This is a genomic window from Actinomadura sp. GTD37 (assembly GCF_041951365.1).
Lineage (GTDB): Bacteria > Actinomycetota > Actinomycetes > Streptosporangiales > Streptosporangiaceae > Spirillospora.
Map to the genome: position 1 here is coordinate 572,168 of NZ_JBGNUS010000004.1, position 17,992 is coordinate 590,159.

Below are 17,992 nucleotides of genomic sequence, written 5' to 3' on the forward strand. Positions count from 1 at the left end.
CGCAGGGACGGCGGGCTCGGGTCCGCAGCTTCCCGGACGGCCCGCGTCGCGCGCGAACGCCGTGAGCCGTGTGAACGTGAACTCGATCAACGGGCAGATTCGCATCAGTGTCGCGCTGGTCGGGTCCGGCCGTCTGGTCGGTAGTGACAAATCGTGATAAATCAGTCCGTTGCCACTAGTGGCCATCGGCCCCCCATGGCGGACATTCACCCAGGTAAGAGAAGGGTTCGCGACGCACTGCCATAGATCCAATTGTGAACTGTATCAACACGATGTTCGTGTTTTGATGACGAATGACAGTGGACCGCGTTACCTTGTCGCCAGAGCCGGCAGGCGGAGAGGCGGGGCGGCATGGGGCATGGGATTCGGGGCGAAGCGCGCCATGGAGGGACCGCGCCCTTCGGGGTGCTCGGCGAGCGGGTCGATGGCCTGAGCGAGCTGGAGGACGCGGCGCTGGCGGCGGTGTCCGCCGAGGACGTGCGGGAGCTGCTGCGGCTCGGGCCGCCCGAGCTACAGCGCGCCGTCCTCGACGTCGTGCGCCTCGGCGGGGCGCGGAAGGCGCCCGCCGGGGCGCCCGAGCAGGTGCTCCGCACCATGCGGCACGGCGACCAGCGGCGCAGGGAGCGGCTGCGGCTGCTCCTCGGCGGTGTCTTCGTGCACGGCTTCGGGAACGCCGAGGAGCTCGGCGCGGACGACTGCGTGAAGCTGCTCGGCGCGGGGACGGCCGCCGAGGTGCTGGAGCGGAGTCCCGACCTGCGCGCCCTGCTCCGGTGGGACGCACCCGCGGCGCTCGTGCGCTGGGGGCTGGTCCGGGTCGTCAAGGAGGACCGTCCGCTCGCGGTGGTGGCGCTCGGCCTGCTGGCCGCGGAGCCGGCGGGGAGGGCGCCCGGTGCACGGGCCGTCTGGGACGCGCTCAGAGAGGAGCACCCCGACCTGCCCGAACGGCCCGTCGACGTGCTGGCGCTGAGGGCCGTCGCCGCCGGGGGACCGGAGAACGGCCCGCCCGGCCCGGAGCAGCTCGCCCGAGAGCTCGACGAGCTGCGCGGACGGTTCGGGCCTGCGGCGGTCGCGGCGGAGCGCGTCGCGGAGCAGCTGCGGGACGGGCGTCGGCCCGACGACGGCGACCTCCTGCTCGTCCAGCGCGTCGCCGCCGACTTCGACGGGCTCCGCATGCGGGTCGAGGCCGTCCTGCCCGGGGAGCGGCCCGCTGAGCTGGACGCGCTGGCGACCGCGGTCAAGGCCGCCGCGGAGGCCGGACGCAGAGACGAGCGGGTGCGCGCGCTGCGAAAGATCGATGGGCCGGAGTCCGAGGCCGAGTTGCTGGCGGAGGTGCGGCAGGCCGCGGACGACGGGGACGGTGATCTCGCCGTGCTCGCCGACCTCATCCGGGTGCGCGCTGAGGACCGGCTCCGCGCACCCGCCTCGGCCGAGCGGGCGCGCGCGGAGCTGCCGGAGCGCTGGCACCGCCTCATCGATGTGGCGCTGATGGGCGAACTCGCGATCCGGGACGCCTCCGACGATGACCCGGAACCCGCCCCGCCCCGGCCGCCGCAGACGGTGGCCGGGATCCCCCTCCCACGGGACGCCGCCGATGACGCGGAGCCCGGCCCGGCCGATGGCGAGCAGCCCGGCCCGGCCGATGGCGAGGCGGGACCCGTCGCGGAACCGGACGCTCTCGACGTCTTCTTGGCCGGGGTGGTCCCCGGTGCCCCCGAACCGAGGCCGCGGCCGGCCGGCGCGCACCGGGCCAAGGAGGAGAAGGCGGAGACCGCCGATACCGGCAGTGGACCGGAAACGCCTCCCGAGGAGAGGGCGGGGGAGCTGGCCGACGCGGAGGCCGCCGCACTGCGGGAGCGGCGGTTCGGGCTGGCGGGCTGGCTGCGCAGGGCGGCGGGACGGCCCGACGCCGAGGTCAAGGCCCGGTGGTGCGCGGCGCTGGCCCCCGAGATGGGGGTGTACGCCGGTGCGCTGTCGGCCGAGTTCGCCGCCGCGGCGCGGGCGCTGGACGCCAAGGCGCTCGCCGACGACCCGGCCGGCGGGGTGCTGGCGTGGGCGGCGGCGATCCGGGCGGGCCTCGTGTATCCGGAGACGGCGCGGGTGGTGGAATGCCTGAACGTCGTCGTGTCCGGCCAGGCCGTCCTCAAGGAGTGCGGTGAGGCGTTCGCGCAGGCGGCGCGGGCCGGGGTGTACCTGGGGCCCGGCATGGACGGCTGGATCCGCGGCGCCGCCGAGCTGGCGCAGGTGCGCGACGACGCCTCCACGGAGGCGGCGCGCCTGCTGAAGGAGGCGCCGCACCGCACCGTCAAGCTGGCCCGCGCCACCGAGGTGTGGAAGGCGCTGCTGTCGGCGGACGGCGAGATCCAGCGGGTGCTGCGGCCGGCCGCCGAGGACGACGCGGCGCGGGCCGGCGAGGTGGCGGCGGAGGTCGTCCGGCTGCGCGGCGGCGCGGGCGTCGACCGGCTGATCGACGAGACCGACAAGCGCGTCAACAGCCCCAAGAAGGGCAAGCCGATCATCGCGGGCGCGCGGCGGAGGCTGCGCGAGCTGATCGACGACGCGCTCGGCACCGCCGGGCGGTGGGCGGGCGCGGTGAAGCGGCACGAGGACGCCGCGTCCGGGGACCACGACTGGCGGGTGGGGCCGCTGCGGCAGCTGCGGGACGCCGTCACGGGCCGGCGCGCGGAGATCGACGCGGCGCTCGCCGCGCTGGCGGACGCCGCGGGCGGCCCGGCCGCCGACGCCGCCCGGGGCCTACTGGACGGCGCGTTCGACCTGCTGGACGGCGCCGGGCCGCCCGAGACCGAGCCGCCCGCCGCGCACGTCCTCAACCGGGATCTGCTCCCGGCCGGGAACCTCCGCCTGGACCCGCGCACGCTCCGGCCCACCGGTGAGATCGTCCTCGCGGACCTGGTGTCCGTCGCCCACGCCGGCCGGCCCGACTGGGCCGAGGTGTTCGAGGCGCGGGCCGCGCGGCTCGACCACGAGGGCACGCACGCGGTCGCCTCCGTCGTGGAGGCGCTCGACGCGCAGACCGCCGAGCGGCTGCGGATCCGCCGGGACGACCTGGTCCGGGAGGCGCGCGGCAGGCGGGAGGAGCGCGTCGAGCGGCTGCGCGACCTGATCGCCGTGTCCCGGCGGGACGGGCTGCTCACCGAGGGCCAGGAACGCGAGGCCGAGGAGGCGGTGCGGCTCCTCACCGGCGCCGACCGCCACGACTTCGACCGGGTCGGGCACGAACTCGACGCGCTCCGCGCCCGGTTGGACGGGTGGTGCGAGGCGAGCGTCGGGACGGCGCGCGAGGTGCTGGACGAGGCGCGGCGGGCCGGCGACCTCCGTGCCGCCGACGTGGCGCGCATCGAAGGCCACATCGAGGGCCGCGACCTGACGACCGCGCGCGAGTTCATCGCCCAGCTGAAGGCCGGCAAGCAGCTCCCGGAGAAGGCCGACAGCCCCGATTTCGCGCGCTTCTACCCGGCGTACCCGGACGTCTTCCACCGGCACTCCCGGCAGACCGGCAAGCGGGCCCGCAAGCAGGAGACCAGCGGGTACATCGACGCGCTGAAGGACGCCCTGATCGCCGGGCGGGACGTCGCCGAGCCGGACCTGTACGGCCTGCTCGCGGGCGCGGGCGTCGACATCTCCCAGCTGCGCGAGGCGTCCCGCCGGGTCGCGGGAGAGGGCCTGCGCAAGTGGCTGAACCTGCGGGAGGGGCGCACCAAGACCCCAGGGAACCTGCGGTCGCTGATCGGCGCGATCCTCAAGATGATCGGGCTGGAGGGGACGCAGGGCGACGCCGACCAGGGCCCCGACCGGATGTGGATCGTGCTCGACGACGTCCGCCACGTCGGCTCGGTCGGCGGGGCGCTGCTGCCCGCGTTCGGCTCGCAGAAGAGCCCGTCCGGCGGGCGCCTGCGGCTGCTGCTGCACTGGGGACGCCCCGGCCCGCAGCAGCTCGTCGACCTCCTCAACGGCCAGCCGGAGGGCGAGACCGTGCTCGTGCTCTACTTCGGCGTCCTGTCGGCCGACGACCGCGCCCAGCTCGGGCAGGCCGCCTGCAAGCGGCCGGCGCCGGTCGCGGGCGTCCTCGACGACGCGGCGATCGCCTACCTGGCGTGCCGGCCGCAGGACTGGTCGGTCGCGGTCGCGCTGATGGCGCCGTTCACCGCCACCGACCCCTACGCCCCCACCGGCGGCGTCCCGGAGGAGATGTTCTACGGGCGGTCCGAGCAGCTCCGCGAGGTCACCGACCGGAGGGGCTCGTCGTTCGTGTTCGGCGGGCGGCAGCTCGGCAAGTCGGCGCTGCTGCGCAAGGCCGAGCGCGACCTGGCGTCCGACCCGAACCGGACGGTGATCTTCGAGACGATCCAGACGGTCGGGAAGGTCCGCACGATATCGCTGTGGCCGATGCTCGGCGACAAGCTCGCCAAGGCCGGCGTGGTGCGGTCCGGGCTGACCGGCCGCGACCAGGTGGTGGACGCGGTCCGCGCGTGGGTGGACGCCGACCGGAACCGGCAGCTGCTCATCCTGCTGGACGAGGCCGACGGCTTCCTCAACCGGGACGCCGAACGGGGCCGCTTCGAGGACGTCACCGCTCTGCGCACCCTCATGGAGGACACCGGCCGCCGCGTCAAGGTGGTGTGGGCGGGCCTGCACCAGACCGCGCGCTTCCACGGCCTGCCCAACCAGCCCCTCGCGCAGCTCGGCGAGCCGATCGCGATCGGCCCGCTGGACCCGCAGGACGCGTTCGACCTCCTCGTCCGGCCGCTCGCCACGCTCGGGTTCGTGTTCCCCGAGACGCTCGCCGCGCGGGTGATCGCCGAGGCCAACAACGCCCCGGCGCTCGTCCAGCTGTTCGCCGAGAAGCTGCTCGCCCTGCTGCGGGACGCCCCGCGCACCCTCCCGTACAAGATCACCGCGGAGGACGTGGCGGAGGTGTGGCGCGACCAGAACCTCGTGGAGGGCTTCCAGAAGCGGTTCGACTACACCCTCACCCTCGACAAGCGGTACAAGGTCATCGCCTACACGGTGGCGCTCCACGCGCTCGGCGACGGCGCCGACGAGACCCTCACCGTCCGGCAGCTGCGGGAGGAGTGCCGGTACTGGTGGGCGCGGGGGTTCGAGAACTGCAGCGGCGACGACTTCCGCAGCCTGCTCGCCGAATGCGTCAACCTGGGCGTCCTCGGCGTGGACGAGGACCGGTACCGGCTGCGCACCCCGCACATCCTGCGGCTGCTCGGCGGCGTCCGGGAGATCGAGAACGTCCTGGAGGGCGCCGCCGACTTCGACGGCCCCGACGAGTTCGACGCGCACTCCTACCGGATGCCGCACCTGGCCGGGCCGGACCGGGCGCCGCTCAGCATCGGGCAGATCACCGGGCTGCTGCGGCCGGGCCGGCTCGTCCACGTGGTGGCCGGGTCGGCGGCGCTGCACGCCGAGCGGGTCGCCGCCTTGCTGCAGGCGATGCCGTCCGACCGTTCCGACCTGGAGATCCGGGTCGTCCGGCCGGGAGAGGGCACCTTCGACAGCGCGGTGCTGCGCGCCCGCCGCCACCCCGGGCACGACGTCGTCGTGGTCGACCTGCACGCGGCGCGCGACGGCGAGCAGTTCGAGCGTCGGTTCGCGGAGGCGCGGCACGCGGTCGCCGACCCGTCCGGGGAGGGGACCCTGTCCGTCGTGCTCGTCGCCGGCCCCGCCGCGGCCGCCGGCTGGCTCCGGTACGCGTCCGACGACGACGTCGAACTGGTGCCGCTGCGGCGGTTCGACCCGCCCGCGATCCGGCAGTGGATGCTGGAGGACTCGCTCGGCTTCCCCGACGACGCCGGGCGGCACGACCTCCTCCGGCGCACCGGCGGCTGGCCGACGCTCGTCGGGCGGGTCGTCACCGCCCTCGCCGGACGCGACCGCGACCAGGCGCTCGACAACGTGCTGCGCCAGGTGCGCGCCAAACCGGCGGCGTTCCTGAACGACACCGGCGTCCGCACCGACCCGTGCGTCGCCGCCGCGTGGCGTGTCCTCGTCCAGGAGGACGACCGGGGGAGCGCCGAGGACCTCACCGCGCTCCTCGCCCTCTACGGGGAGGAGGGGACGGCCGGACTCGCGCCCGCCGACCTGCGCGAACACGGCTATGGCGAGCTGCGCGACCTGGTGGAGGCGCTGCGGGTGCTCGGCGTACTGGAGCCCTCGGACGGAGAGTTGGCCTGCGAGCCCGTCCTCGCCGAAGCCACCCGGCGGGCGGCCGCCGAATGAGCGCCCCCGAGCCCGCCGCCGAGCCCGCTTTCGAGCCCGCTTTCGAGGGGGACGCGCTCGCGCCGGTGCTGCGCGCGGTCGCGCTGGCGGTGCTGGAGCGCCGGTCCGCCGCCCGGCTCCCGTCCGATCCCGGCGCGCTGGTCAGGGAGTACACGCCGATGCTGCTGGAGGCGATCGAGCGGTTCCCGGCGCTGCGCGGCTCGGCCGCCGGACGGCTGGCGGACGCCGGGGACGAGGCCCGCGCGCTCGCCGCGGTCCTGCTGCATCCCGACGACGGGATCGTCCGGGCGGCGCTGGGCTGGATCAGGCGCCGCCGCCGGGCGGACGAGCAGGCGGAACGGGACGCCGGCCGCGCCGCCCGCCGGATCGGCCACCTGCGGAGCCGCCTGAAGACCGAGCAGGGGCGTCTGGAGTACGCACGCCGCGACGCGCGCGAAGCGTCACAGCGGCTCGCCGCCGCCCGGGACGCGCTCGCCGAGGCGGAGGAGCGAGCGGATTCCCTGGCCCGGCGGATCGCGGCCGAACGCCTCCGCTGGACGGCCCCGCGCACCCTCGCCGCCGCACTCCTCACCGCCCTCGGACAGGGTCCCGCCGAGACCGCCGGCGCGCACCCGGCCGCCGGCCCCGGCGTGCTCGGAGGGGCGGCGCCGGGCGAGCCGCCCGCCGCCGACATTCGGCTGACCGCCGCCGCCCGCGCCGCGGGCAAGGTGCCGGAGGAGGTGCTCGGGTTCCTGCGCGGCCTCGTGGATCCGGCGCCGCCGCCGGCCCTGGTCGCCACCGGACTCGACCTGCGGGTCGTCCCGCTCGGCGGCGACACGCACATCGGCGGGTCGTGCCTGCTCGTCGAGGCGGGCGGGACACGGATCCTCGTCGACGCCGGGCTGCGGCCCGGCGACCGCGCCGAGCCGCCCCGCGACATCGGGCGCGCCCTCGACGGTCCCCTGGACGCGGTGGTCGTCACCCATGCCCACAACGACCACTGCGGCTACGTCCCCGCCCTGCTCGCCCGCCGCCCGGACCTGCGGGTGCTCGCGTCGCCGGAGACCGCGGCGCTCATGCCGGTGATGTGGGCCGACACCGCCAGGGTCCTCGCGGCGCGGGAACGCGGCCGGGCCCGCTGGGGGGACGCCGGCGACGTCCTCTACGGGCCGCCGGAGGTCGAGGCCGCGGCCCGGCGCTGCGCGGCACTGCCGTTCGGGGCGGCGCGCCGGGTCGGAGAGCTGACGGTCGAGCTGTTCCCGGCCGGCCACATCCTGGGCGCGGCCGGGGTGGTGGTGCGCGCCGGTGACCGGCGGGTCGTCGTCACGGGCGACATCTCGGGATTTCGACAGGAGACGGTCGGCGGCTACGCCGTGCCGGAGTCCGCCCGTGCCGCCGACCTCCTCGTCCTGGAGTCGACCTGCTGCGGCGAGGACCATGACGACCGCGACCTGCGGGTGGACGAGCTGGTGCGCGCCGTCGCCGCCGTCCACGGGAGCGGCGGCCGGGTGCTGATCCCCGCCTTCGCGCTCGGCCGCGCCCAGGAGATCGCGCTGATCATGCGGCGGCGCCTGCCGGAGGTGCCGGTACGGGTGGACGGCATGGCCGCCGAGCTGGCCAGGCTGTTCGAGTCGCTCGACCCGGCGCTGCGGGTGTTCGGGGGCGCCGCCGCGGTCGCCGACCGTCCCGCCGAACTGGACGCCTTCCGGACCGGAGTCGTCATCTCCACGTCCGGCATGCTGGCGGGCGGCCCCGCCGTCCAGTGGGCCAGCCGGATCCTTCCCGAACCGGGCAGCGCGCTCTTCATCTCCGGCTACCAGGACGAGGAGTCGCCCGGCCGCGCGCTGCTGGACCTCGCGGAAAAGGGCGGCGATTTCACTCTGCTCGACCACGGCCGCGAGATCACCGTTCCGGTCCGCGCCCGTGTGGACACGATGCGCCTTTCCGCGCACGCCGATCGCCGCGGTCTGCTCGGCATCGCCGACGAGGTCGCGGCCAGGGAGGTCATGCTCGTCCACGGGACTCCCGGGCGGCAGAGAACGTTCGGCGAGACCCTCCGCGTCCGCGGCCGGCAACCGGTCGCGACCGGTGCGTGGCGGCCGGGCGGCGGTGCACGGCGGAAGGGATTCATGTGATCTCTGGGGCTGCCGGGATTACCTGGTGAATGGTTGTTGCATCTTGTGTCTTGACAGCCGAAAATTCCGGGATATTTCGGATTTCAATGGTGAATTCTGACAAACATTGTTGATCAGATCAGGGGCTTCGCGGAATGGCGGAGCGGGTATAAGGCGGGCGTCACAATTCGATACGACGCTCCGGAGTGCAGATGCGTCCTTCCCGCTCCTGTCTGGCCGCTCTCGGCGCGGTGACCCTCGCCGCCACATCACTGCTGTGGTCCGGTTCCGCCTCGGCGGCCGCGACCGACTACGTCGCACTCGGGGACTCCTACTCCTCCGGCACCGGGGCCGGGAACTACGACCCCGGCAGCGGGTCGTGCAACCGCAGCGCCAACGCCTACCCGAAGCTGTGGGCGGCGGCGCACTCGACGGCGTCGTTCAAGTTCGTGGCCTGCTCGGGGGCGACCACGGCGACCGTCGCGAGCGGGCAGCTCGGTGCGCTGGCATCGTCCACGACGCTCGTCAGCATCACGGCCGGCGGCAACGACGCCGGGTTCGCCGACGTGATGGAGACCTGCGTCCTGCATTCGACCTCGACGTGCCAGAGCAGGGTGGCCGAGGCCGAGAGCTACATGAGGGGCACGCTGCCGGGCAGGCTCGACTCCCTCTACGCCAAGATCCGCGCGAAGTCGCCGTCCGCGCGCGTGGTCGTGCTCGGCTACCCGCGGCTCTACAAGATCGTCAGCGTGTGCGTGGGGCTCGGCAACACCAAGCGGACCGCGCTGAACGGCGCCGCCGACACCCTCGACGGCGTGCTCGCCCAGGCCGCCGGGCGCGCGGGGTTCACCTGGTCGGACGTGCGGGACGAGTTCGCCGGCCACGAGCTGTGCTCGGGCGACGACTGGCTCAACGCGGTGACGATCCCGATCGACTCGTCCTACCACCCGACCGCGCTCGGCCACCGCTCCGGCTACCTGCCGGCCCTCACCGGCTCCGCCGGCCTCGCCCTCCAGAAGCAGACCTGACCCGGCCCGGACTTCCAGGGGGCGTCCGCCGCTGGGCGGACGCCCCCCGGAAGCCGTTGACAGAACAAGGTTCTAGCATGGCAGAATAATGTTCTGTGAGTGAGGCCGGGCGGGAGAGAGTGCTGCGCGCGGCGCTGGAGCTGTTCGGGCGGAACGGCGTCGCAGGGACGACGCTGAGCGCGCTCCGGACCGCCGGCGGCGTGAGCGTCGGCAGCTTCTACCACCACTTCCCCGGCAAGGAGGCGGTGGCGGAGGCCCTGTTCGTCGAATGCGTCGGCATGTATCAGGACGCGTTCCTCGGCGAGTTGAGGGCGCATGACAGCGCGCGCGGGGCGGTGTCCGGCGCCGTGGCCTTTCACGTGCGGTGGTGCAAGGAGCACCCGGACAGGGCCCGGTTCATGTTCACCGAACGTCCCGCCGCGAGTGCGGCGCTGGACGAGCGCAACAGGGCGTTCTACCGCGAGGTGCGCAGCTGGTGGCGCGTGCAGGTGCGGCACGGCGCGCTGATCGATGTGGACGGGACGACCGCGTTCGTCCTCTGGCTCGGCCCCGCGCAGGAGCTGTGCCGGATGTGGCTGAACGGCCAGAGCCCGGAGCCGGCCGAGGAGCAGGTCGGATGGCTGAGTGCGGCCGCATGGCGGTCGCTGGGAGGTGGCCATGCTGATTGACGCATGGATGCAGCACGGCACGGTCCGGTTCCTCCAGCACGAGATGCTGGACTCGTTGTGGCGCTGGCTCGGGCGGAAGCCGCCCGCGGAGGAGGTCCCCGTCGCCTCCACGGTCGCCGCCATGGACGCCGGGGGAGTGGACGTCGGCCTCATCTGCGCCTGGTACGGGCCGGAAGGCGACCTGGTGAGCAACGACGAGGTCGCCTCGTTCGTGCGGCAGGCCCCGGACCGGCTCGCGGGCATCGCGTCGGTGGACCTCCGCAAGCCCATGGAGGCCGTCAGGGAGCTGAGGCGGTGCGTGCGGGAACTGGGTTTCAAGGGGCTGCGCGTGGTGCCGTGGCTCTGGGAGCTGCCGCCCACCGACCGCCGCTACTACCCGCTGTTCGCCGAATGCGTGGAGCTGGGCGTTCCCTTCTGCACGCAGGTCGGGCACACCGGCCCGCTGCGTCCGAGCGAGACGGGACGCCCGATTCCGTACATCGACCAGGTCGCGCTCGACTTCCCCGAGCTCGTCATCGTCGGCGGCCACATCGGCTACCCGTGGACGGAGGAGATGGTCGCGGTCTGCCGCAAGCACCCGAACGTCTACATCGACACGTCCGCGTACACGGTGCGCAGGTATCCGCCCGAACTCGTCCGGTACATGGCCCAGGACAGGCATCACAAGGTCATGTTCGGCACCAACTATCCGATGCTGACCGCCGACCGGGCGCTCCAGGGCCTGGACGGCCTCGGCCTGAGCGAGGCGGCGCGGGAGGCGTTCCTGTCCGGCAACGCGGCGAAGGTCTTCCGCCTGTAGTGATCTACAATGTAAAGGTCACCGGCGGAGCGTCCGATAGGAGAGCAGACCCAGCGGGACGGGCGCCCAGAACGTGATCGCGCGGAACAGCAGGACGGCGTGCAGGGCCGGGCCGGCCTCGATGCCGAGGGCGGCGAGCGCGGCGACGAGGGCGGTCTCGGTGGCGCCGACGCCGCCGGGCAGCGGGATCGCGGAGCCCGCGGCGGCCCCCACCAGGTAGGCGGTCACGAGCGTGAGGGCGTCGGCCGGGCCGGTCCGCGTGCCGGGGACGGCGAGGACGCTGAGCGCGAAGGCGATGCCCAGGACGAACGTGGTCCCGGCGGACGCGACCAGGGTCAGCGCCAGGTCGCGCGGGCGGCGGCACAGGTCGGCGAACCCGGCGGCGGCCCGGCGGGCGGCGGCGGAGCGGGCCGCGCGGCGTCCCCACAGCGCGGCGGCGGGCAGCAGCACCCCGCCCGCGATGAGCACCCCGCCCGCGACGAGCACCGGGACGGACGGCAGCAGCCCGGCGGCCCGCGCGGCGTGCTCGCCCAGCGCGTCCAGCACCCGCCCGTTCCCGCCGCCTAGGCCGAGGACGGCGCCGAGCAGCAGCAGGTCGGCGGGGACGCCCGCCACTTGCAGGACGGCGACGGCGACCGCGGCGCGCGACAGCGGCAGGCCGCGGCACACGAGGTAGCGGGTGTTGACGGCGACGGCGCCGAGGCCGCCCGGCGTGATCCGGTTGGCGGCGGACGCGGTGAACTGCGCGAGCGTCGTGCCGACCAGCGGCAGCGGGTGGCCCGCCGCGCGGCGCAGCGCGACCGCCGAGCACACGTAGTGCAGCACGCACAGCAGGACCAGCGCGGGCAGGAACTCCCAGCGCATGCTGCCGAGCGCGGACACGGCCGGTCCCAGCGGGCCCAGGGCGACGAGCAGGACCGTGGCGAGGCCGGCCGCGAGCACCCCGAAGACCGTCCAGCGGGCTCGGCGGACCCGTTGGACGGCGGGGAGCGGCGGGGTGTCGGCGTCGAGGCCGGGAAGGCCGGCGGACACCGCGCGGTCGACGCCGGCGGCGATCGTTTTCACACTCCAGTGTTCGGTGACGCGAGTGAAGTGCGGACGACCGGCTGATACCCGCTGAGACGAACGATAAGGGACGTTCAGCTTGACCGGCCCGCGAATCCCGGCGGCGGGACGGTCGGCGAGCGAGGGGATCCTCGTCGGCGACGCGCCCGGGTTTTGGCCCCCACGCGAGATTATTTTCACACTATGATTAGGATCCACTACAGCATGTGACGATCATTTGACCGGGGAGTGTGACGACCATGACCAGCGCTCACCAGCGGCTGGGCGAACGCATCAGGGTCTTCCGGGGCACGCGGGGCGGGCGCCGTCCCCTGCCGGCCAAACCTGCGGGGGACCGGGCGGTCGTGCTGACCTGTAGCGACTATCTCGCCCTGGCCGAGCATCCGGCGATCACCGAGGCCATGATCGCCAGCCTGCGGACGGCCGAGGGCACGGCGCCCGCCGGCGGCCCCTGCCTCCCCGACGACCACCCGCAGATCGTCCTCGGCGCGCGGTTCGCCCGGCACCTGAAGGCGCGGGCCGGGGTGCTCTGCTCGTCGGGCTGGGCGGCCAACACCGGGCTCTTGCAGGTGGTCGCCGGCCCGGACGTCCCCGTCTACCTGGACGTCCTCGCGCACATGTCGCTGTGGGAGGGGGCGCGGGCGGCGGGCGCGGAGCTGGCCTACTTCCGCCACAACGACCTCGACCACCTGCGGCGCCGGATCGAGGTGGGCGGCTCGGGCGTGATCGCCGCCGACGCCGTCTACAGCACCGACGGGTCGGTGGCCCCGCTGACCGACCTGGTGGAGGTGGCGGAGGAGCACGGCTGCCTCCTGGTCGTGGACGAGTCGCACTCGCTCGGCACGCACGGCGAGCGCGGTGAGGGCCTGGTCGCCGCGCTGGGGCTCACCGGCCGGGTCGACTTCCGCACGGCGAGCCTGGCGAAGGCGCTGCCGGGGCGCGCCGGGCTGATCGCCTGCGACCGTCCCGGCTTCGCGGACTACTTCACCCACACCGCGCTCCCGGCCGTGTTCAGCTCGACGCTGCTGCCGCACGACGTCGCGGGCCTGGCGGCCGCGCTGAAGGTCGTCCGCCGGGAGGGCTGGCGCCGCGACCGGCTCCGCGCCGTCACGACCCGGCTGCGGGACGGCCTGGCGGGCCTCGGCTACCGGCTGGTCGAGTCCGACTCGCAGATCATCGCGCTGGAGGCGGGCTCGGAGTCCGAGGCGACCCTCATGCGGGACGCGCTGGTCGGCCGCGACATCTTCAGCGCGGCCCTGTTCCCGCCGGCGGCGTCGGTGGGCCGCACCCTGGTGCGGCTCTCGGCCCATGCCGGGCTCTCCGACGGGGACGTCCACCGGATCCTCGCCGCGTGCGAGGAGCTCCGTCCCCGGGCGGCGGCCGCCGTGTGAGGGTCACGCGGCGGGCCGGTAGCGGTCCCCGCGGGTCTGGGCGCCGATGTAGCGGAGCATGCTGCGCAGTGCCCAGTGGTTGATGCCGCTGGGCATCATGCGGTAGCCCTGCCGGTTGGCCATGGCCAGCGCGGCGAACCGGGCCTGGTCGAGCGGCGACCAGGGGATGTCGAAGCGTTCCCGGACGAGGGGCGGCAGGCAGCCGAACGTGATCAGGCGCAGCGGGCGCTCGACGACGAGGCGTCCGGCGCGGTCGAGGCGGGGCCCGCCGACGGGCAGCAGCGTGACCGTGTCGGAGCCGTGCTTGGCGATCTCCAGGGCGCGTGCGGCGGCGGGGGTGAGTTCGAGCGTCTTGCCGCAGATGTGCCAGAACTTGGACTGGAACGCCGCGTAGTCGGCGGGGACGGGCCGCATGCTGACGCCGTAGCGGGCGTACCAGGTGACGGTCTCGGCGTACATCTGCTCGTGGTCCTCGGCGGTGAGGGTGCCGGGGTGGAAGGTCTCGGCGGCCTTGAAGATCTCCCAGGTGAAGGTGGCGTGCGCCCACCAGAACGTCTCGGGTTCGAGGGCGTGGTACCGGCGGGCGCGCTCGTCCACGCCGCCGATGGAGCGGTGCAGGTCGCGGATGCCGCGGGCGCGGGTGGCGCCGTCCGGCGCGAGGATCGTCGCCCAGATCTGCGGGACGGACCGGTGGATCCGGTCGAACGGCGCGTCGAAGAACGCCGAGTGCTCCGCGACCCCGGCGCCGATGCCGGGATGCATGAGCTGCATCAGCCCGGCCGCGGCCCCCGGCAGCAGGGACCGCAGGTCACCGGCGTACCGCCAGAGCAGGGTCCCGGGCACCAGCGGCGCGTGCGCGGACGTCCGGGGCGGGCGCGACGCGGCCGTGACGACGGGCGAGGACGAGGCGGGCATCGCACCTCCAGGGCCAGTGTCCGCTTACGTTGAGAATAACCGAGATGAGACAAGAGTCAATTATTGTCGCACGGCCCGCGCCCGATTCGTGATCTCGCGGCCGTATGCTCCGCCCGTGACGATGCCACCCGACACTGACGACGTTTCCGGGTCCCCGGAGCCCGCACCCCCGCCCGCCCCGGCCCGGACGAACCGCTTCGCGATCGCGGCGCTGGTCACCGGCCTCCTCGGCCTGGTGGTCTTCGCGATCGGTTTCGCCGTCGCGGCGCTCGTCCAAGCGGCCCGGCGCGGTGAGAAGGGCCGCGGCCTGGCGGTCGCCGCGCTGGCCCTGTCAACGGCCTGGCTCGGCGTGGGGGCGGCCGTCCTTGTCGTCGCCGGGGGAGACGAGCACCCGCCCGCCCGTGCGGACGAGGGCCCGCGAGCGTCGGCCCTGAGTGAGGACGACTGCTTCGCCGGCTTCCGCCAGGCGGGAGCGAAGATCTTCGCGCGCGCCGTGCCGTGCACGAGTGCTCATGAGGGAGAGGTCCATGCCAAGCAGGCGTTGACCATTCTCGACTACCCGGGCGATGGGCGGCTGGCGGTCGAGGGGCAGAAGGCGTGCAGGGTTCAGGCGTCGTCGCTGTACGCAGCGGGTCGCGACGACGAGTTCACGCTGTTCGTCGACCGTCCGGACAAGAAGGCGTGGGATAGCGGCGACCGGTTGGTGACGTGTCTCCTCCGCTACACGGGCGGCCCGAAGAACTTCCGGCTGGAAGGGCAGTGGACCTCGCTGACTCTGCTGGGCGCGGGCGATTGCGTCGGCACCTGGAACGCCACGGGGGAGGTGGACGTGGTCGAGTGCACGCAGAAGCACGAGGCCCAGGTGCTCGCGAGGATCACTTTGAAGGATCTGAAGGAACCAGACGAAGCGGAGGTGTACGTCCTCTGTGCCGAACGGGCGCGGCGGATCCTCGGCCGGAAGCCGCCGGCGCGTCTCGAGTTGCGCCTCGGGGGACCGGACAGGCGGGAGTGGGCGAGCGGCGACCGCTACGCCCTCTGCCTGCTAACCGCCAAGAGGGGAAAGCTCACCCGCTCGATGATCCCGAAGTGAGCCCTGTGACGGCGGTCGGTTCTGACCTGAGCCACCGCTCACGGGCAGGCACGCGGAGCGAGCGCCAGCGAGCGCAGCGGGCATGCCCGACGACGCAGGCGACCGCAGCGACGCCGCGCACGTCAGCACGGGCAGGACAGACAGAAACGGCGGCGTGAGGATCGCCTGCGTCGCAACGGGGGTTCCAGGGGGTCGTCCTCCTGGGCCAACACAGAGTGCTCGACGACGCAGGCGATCGCAGCGGCGCCGTGCTCGCCGGAACCGGCGAGATGGACAGAAACGGCGGCGTGGGGATCGCCTGCGTCGTGACGGGGTTCCAGGGGGTCGCCCCCCTGGGAGTCACCGCGCGGGCTTGTAGACCGCGACGGCGCAGGCGCTGCCGAGGCCGATGTTGTGCTGGAGGGCGACGCGGGCGCCTTCGACCTGGCGCTTGTCGGCCTGGCCGCGGAGCTGCCAGGTCAGTTCGGCGCACTGGGCGAGGCCGGTGGCGCCGAGGGGGTGTCCCTTGGAGATGAGGCCGCCGGACGGGTTGACGACCCACTTGCCGCCGTAGGTGGTGGCCTGGTCGTCGATGAGCTTGTGGCCCTCGCCGACGCCGGCCATGCCGAGGGCCTCGTAGGTGATGAGCTCGTTGGCGCTGAAGCAGTCGTGGAGTTCGATGACGTCGACGTCCTCGATGGAGACCTGCGCCTCGTCCATCGCCTTGCGGGCGGCGAGCTGGGAGACGCCGAAGCCGACGACCTGGATGGACGAGTGGTCCTCGAAGCTCTGCTGCGTGTCGGTGGCGATGTGGTGGCCGGCGATCTCGACGGCCTGGTCCCACAGGTCGTTCTCGTCCAGGAACCGCTCGCTGACGACGAGGGCGGCGCCGGCCCCGTCGGAGGTGGGGGAGCACTGCAGCTTGGTCAGCGGGTCGAAGATCATCGTGGCGTTCTTGACGTCGTCGAGGGAGTACTCGGTCTGGAACTGGGCGTAGGGGTTGTTGACCGAGTGCTTGTGGTTCTTCCAGCCGATCCAGGCGTAGTGGTCGGGGGTGGAGCCGTACTTCTCCATGTGCTCGCGGCCGGCGTTGCCGAACATCTGCGGCATGGGCGCCTTGTCCAGCTCCCATTCGCGGCCGGCGGTCATGGAGCGCAGGTGGTGGTCGATGATGGTGACCTTGGAGTCGCCCACGCCGGCGCCGAGCGAGCCCTTCTTCATCTTCTCCATGCCGAGCGCGAGCGCGCAGTCGGCGAGGCCGCCGCGGACGGCCTGGCGGGCGAGGAACAGCGCGCTGGAGCCGGTCGCGCACGCGTTCATGACGGTCATGACGGGGATGCCGGTCATGCCGGTCTCGTAGAGGGCGCGCTGGCCCATCGACCCGTACATCGAGCCGGCGTAGGCCATCTCGATCTTGTCGTAGCCGACGCCGGCGTCCTCCAGTGCCTTGCCGACGGCCTCCTTGGCCATGTCGGGGTACTCCCAGTCACGGGAGCCGGGCTTCTCGAACTTGGTCATGCCCACGCCGACGACGAAGGTGCGGTTGGCCATCGGGCTCGCCTCCTGTTACCGAATGCTGTTCGGTGACACGATAACCCGCCGCGCGCCCGGCGGGGCGGGCGCTCCCGATGATCGGGACGACGCCGCAGGTCAGCCGGACATCTCCGCCGAGAGCGCGGCGGCGAACGCGTCCACGTCGTCCGCGGCGGTGTCGAACGAGCAGACCCAGCGGACCTCGCCGGTCGCCTCGTCCCAGGTGTAGAAGGGGAACCGCTTGCGCAGCCGCTCGGCGGCGTCCGGCGGGATGATCGCGAACACGGTGTTGGCCTGGACGGCCTGGGTGATCTCCACGCCGGGGACGGTACGGGCGGCGGCCTCCAGGCGGCGCGCCATCGCGTTGGCGTGGGACGCGTTGCGCAGCCACAGGTCGCCGTCCAGCAGCGCGACGAGCTGCGCCGACACGTACCGCATCTTGGACGCCAGCTGCATGCTCGACTTGCGCAGGTAGGCCACCCCGCGCACCGCGTCCGGGTTCAGCACGACGATCGCCTCGCCGAGCAGCAGCCCGTTCTTCGTCCCGCCGAACGACAGGACGTCCACGCCCGCGTCGGTGGTGAGGGCGCGCAGCGGGACGCCGAGGGACGCGGCGGCGTTCGCGATGCGGGCGCCGTCCATGTGCACGGTCAGGCCGCGCTCGTGCGCCGCCGCCGCGACCGCCGCCGTCTCGGCCGCGGTGTAGACGGTGCCCAGCTCGGTGCTCTGGGTGATCGACACGACGGCGGGCTGCCGCCGCTGGACGTTGCCGAACCCGGTCGCGTACGCGGCGACCAGGTCCGGCGTCAGCTTGCCGCCGGGGGCCGGCACGGTGATCAGCTTCAGCCCGGCGATCTTCTCGGCGGCGCCGCACTCGTCGGTGTTGATGTGCGCGGACTCCGGGCAGACCACCGCGCTCCACCGCTCCGACATCGCCTGCAGCGACACGACGTTCGCGCCCGTCCCGTTGAACACGGGGAACACCTCGGCCCGGTCGCCGAAGCGCCGCCGGACGACGTCGCGGAGCCGCCCGGTGACGGCGTCTTCGCCGTAGGCGGGCTGGTGCCCGCCGTTGACCTCGGCCAGGGCGGCGAGGACGTCCGGGTGGACGCTCGCCTGGTTGTCGCTGGCGAATCCGCGCGCGGCGGCGGGACGGTTCTCGGGCGGCTGCGTCATGCGCCCATT

At 73.7% G+C, this 17,992-nt stretch carries 11 protein-coding genes; 7 read left to right on the forward strand and 4 right to left on the reverse strand.

Annotation, left to right across the window (positions count from 1 at the left end):
• Positions 1–351: 351 nt before the first annotated feature.
• The 5 genes from ACA511_RS24150 to ACA511_RS24170 all read left to right on the forward strand — a co-directional run bounded on the left by ACA511_RS24150 (position 352) and on the right by ACA511_RS24170 (position 10,834).
• Positions 352–6,246: a hypothetical protein gene (locus ACA511_RS24150; RefSeq protein WP_375026852.1), complete on the forward strand. Its 5,895-nt coding sequence runs from the start codon at positions 352–354 to the stop codon at positions 6,244–6,246.
• Positions 6,243–8,360: an MBL fold metallo-hydrolase gene (locus ACA511_RS24155; RefSeq protein WP_375026853.1), complete on the forward strand. Its 2,118-nt coding sequence runs from the start codon at positions 6,243–6,245 to the stop codon at positions 8,358–8,360. Before ACA511_RS24150 ends, ACA511_RS24155 begins: the two co-directional genes overlap by 4 nt.
• A gap of 191 nt (positions 8,361–8,551) precedes the next feature.
• Positions 8,552–9,367: an SGNH/GDSL hydrolase family protein gene (locus tag ACA511_RS24160; RefSeq protein ID WP_375026854.1), complete on the forward strand. Its 816-nt coding sequence runs from the start codon at positions 8,552–8,554 to the stop codon at positions 9,365–9,367.
• 95 nt (positions 9,368–9,462) lie between these two features.
• Entirely contained in the window at positions 9,463–10,035 is a 573-nt protein-coding gene (locus ACA511_RS24165; protein WP_375026855.1) for a TetR/AcrR family transcriptional regulator, read from the forward strand.
• Positions 10,025–10,834, forward strand: a complete 810-nt coding sequence (locus tag ACA511_RS24170; RefSeq protein ID WP_375026856.1) for an amidohydrolase family protein — start codon at positions 10,025–10,027, stop codon at positions 10,832–10,834. The genes ACA511_RS24165 and ACA511_RS24170 overlap by 11 nt, the downstream gene beginning before the upstream one ends.
• A gap of 18 nt (positions 10,835–10,852) precedes the next feature.
• On the opposite strand, the gene ACA511_RS24175 is transcribed toward ACA511_RS24170, so the two are convergent.
• Positions 10,853–11,899: a YbhN family protein gene (locus ACA511_RS24175; RefSeq protein WP_375026857.1), complete on the reverse strand. Its 1,047-nt coding sequence runs from the start codon at positions 11,897–11,899 to the stop codon at positions 10,853–10,855.
• A 239-nt stretch (positions 11,900–12,138) separates the two neighbouring features.
• On the opposite strand from ACA511_RS24175, the gene cqsA reads away from it, so the two are divergent.
• Positions 12,139–13,290, forward strand: coding sequence for an alpha-hydroxyketone-type quorum-sensing autoinducer synthase (gene cqsA / locus ACA511_RS24180; protein ID WP_375026858.1), 1,152 nt, complete (start codon positions 12,139–12,141; stop codon positions 13,288–13,290).
• A gap of 3 nt (positions 13,291–13,293) precedes the next feature.
• On the opposite strand, the gene ACA511_RS24185 is transcribed toward cqsA, so the two are convergent.
• Positions 13,294–14,205 (reverse strand): oxygenase MpaB family protein, encoded by a 912-nt coding sequence (locus ACA511_RS24185; RefSeq protein ID WP_375026859.1) that lies wholly within the window; start codon positions 14,203–14,205, stop codon positions 13,294–13,296.
• A 121-nt stretch (positions 14,206–14,326) separates the two neighbouring features.
• On the opposite strand from ACA511_RS24185, the gene ACA511_RS24190 reads away from it, so the two are divergent.
• Entirely contained in the window at positions 14,327–15,295 is a 969-nt protein-coding gene (locus tag ACA511_RS24190; protein ID WP_375026951.1) for a septum formation family protein, read from the forward strand.
• 339 nt (positions 15,296–15,634) lie between these two features.
• Here ACA511_RS24190 and ACA511_RS24195 read toward each other — a convergent pair whose 3' ends face one another.
• Both ACA511_RS24195 and ACA511_RS24200 read right to left on the reverse strand, forming a co-directional pair.
• Complete coding sequence (locus ACA511_RS24195; RefSeq protein WP_375026860.1) at positions 15,635–16,825, reverse strand: beta-ketoacyl synthase N-terminal-like domain-containing protein; 1,191 nt, start codon at positions 16,823–16,825, stop codon at positions 15,635–15,637.
• 99 nt (positions 16,826–16,924) lie between these two features.
• On the reverse strand, positions 16,925–17,983 hold the full coding sequence (locus ACA511_RS24200) for a threonine aldolase family protein (protein WP_375026861.1): 1,059 nt from the start codon (positions 17,981–17,983) through the stop codon (positions 16,925–16,927).
• Positions 17,984–17,992 lie beyond the last annotated feature (9 nt).

What these genes read in the sequence shown, in the direction of transcription:
- ACA511_RS24150 (WP_375026852.1), top strand. Translation starts at nt 352, where the DNA reads ATGGGGCATGGGATTCGGGGCGAAGCGCGCCATGGAGGGACCGCGCCC.
- ACA511_RS24155 (WP_375026853.1), top strand. Translation starts at nt 6,243, where the DNA reads ATGAGCGCCCCCGAGCCCGCCGCCGAGCCCGCTTTCGAGCCCGCTTTC.
- ACA511_RS24160 (WP_375026854.1), top strand. Translation starts at nt 8,552, where the DNA reads ATGCGTCCTTCCCGCTCCTGTCTGGCCGCTCTCGGCGCGGTGACCCTC.
- ACA511_RS24170 (WP_375026856.1), top strand. Translation starts at nt 10,025, where the DNA reads ATGCTGATTGACGCATGGATGCAGCACGGCACGGTCCGGTTCCTCCAG.
- cqsA (WP_375026858.1), top strand. Translation starts at nt 12,139, where the DNA reads ATGACCAGCGCTCACCAGCGGCTGGGCGAACGCATCAGGGTCTTCCGG.
- ACA511_RS24185 (WP_375026859.1), bottom strand. Translation starts at nt 14,205, where the DNA reads ATGCCCGCCTCGTCCTCGCCCGTCGTCACGGCCGCGTCGCGCCCGCCC.
- ACA511_RS24190 (WP_375026951.1), top strand. Translation starts at nt 14,327, where the DNA reads ATGCCACCCGACACTGACGACGTTTCCGGGTCCCCGGAGCCCGCACCC.
- ACA511_RS24195 (WP_375026860.1), bottom strand. Translation starts at nt 16,825, where the DNA reads ATGGCCAACCGCACCTTCGTCGTCGGCGTGGGCATGACCAAGTTCGAG.
- ACA511_RS24200 (WP_375026861.1), bottom strand. Translation starts at nt 17,983, where the DNA reads ATGACGCAGCCGCCCGAGAACCGTCCCGCCGCCGCGCGCGGATTCGCC.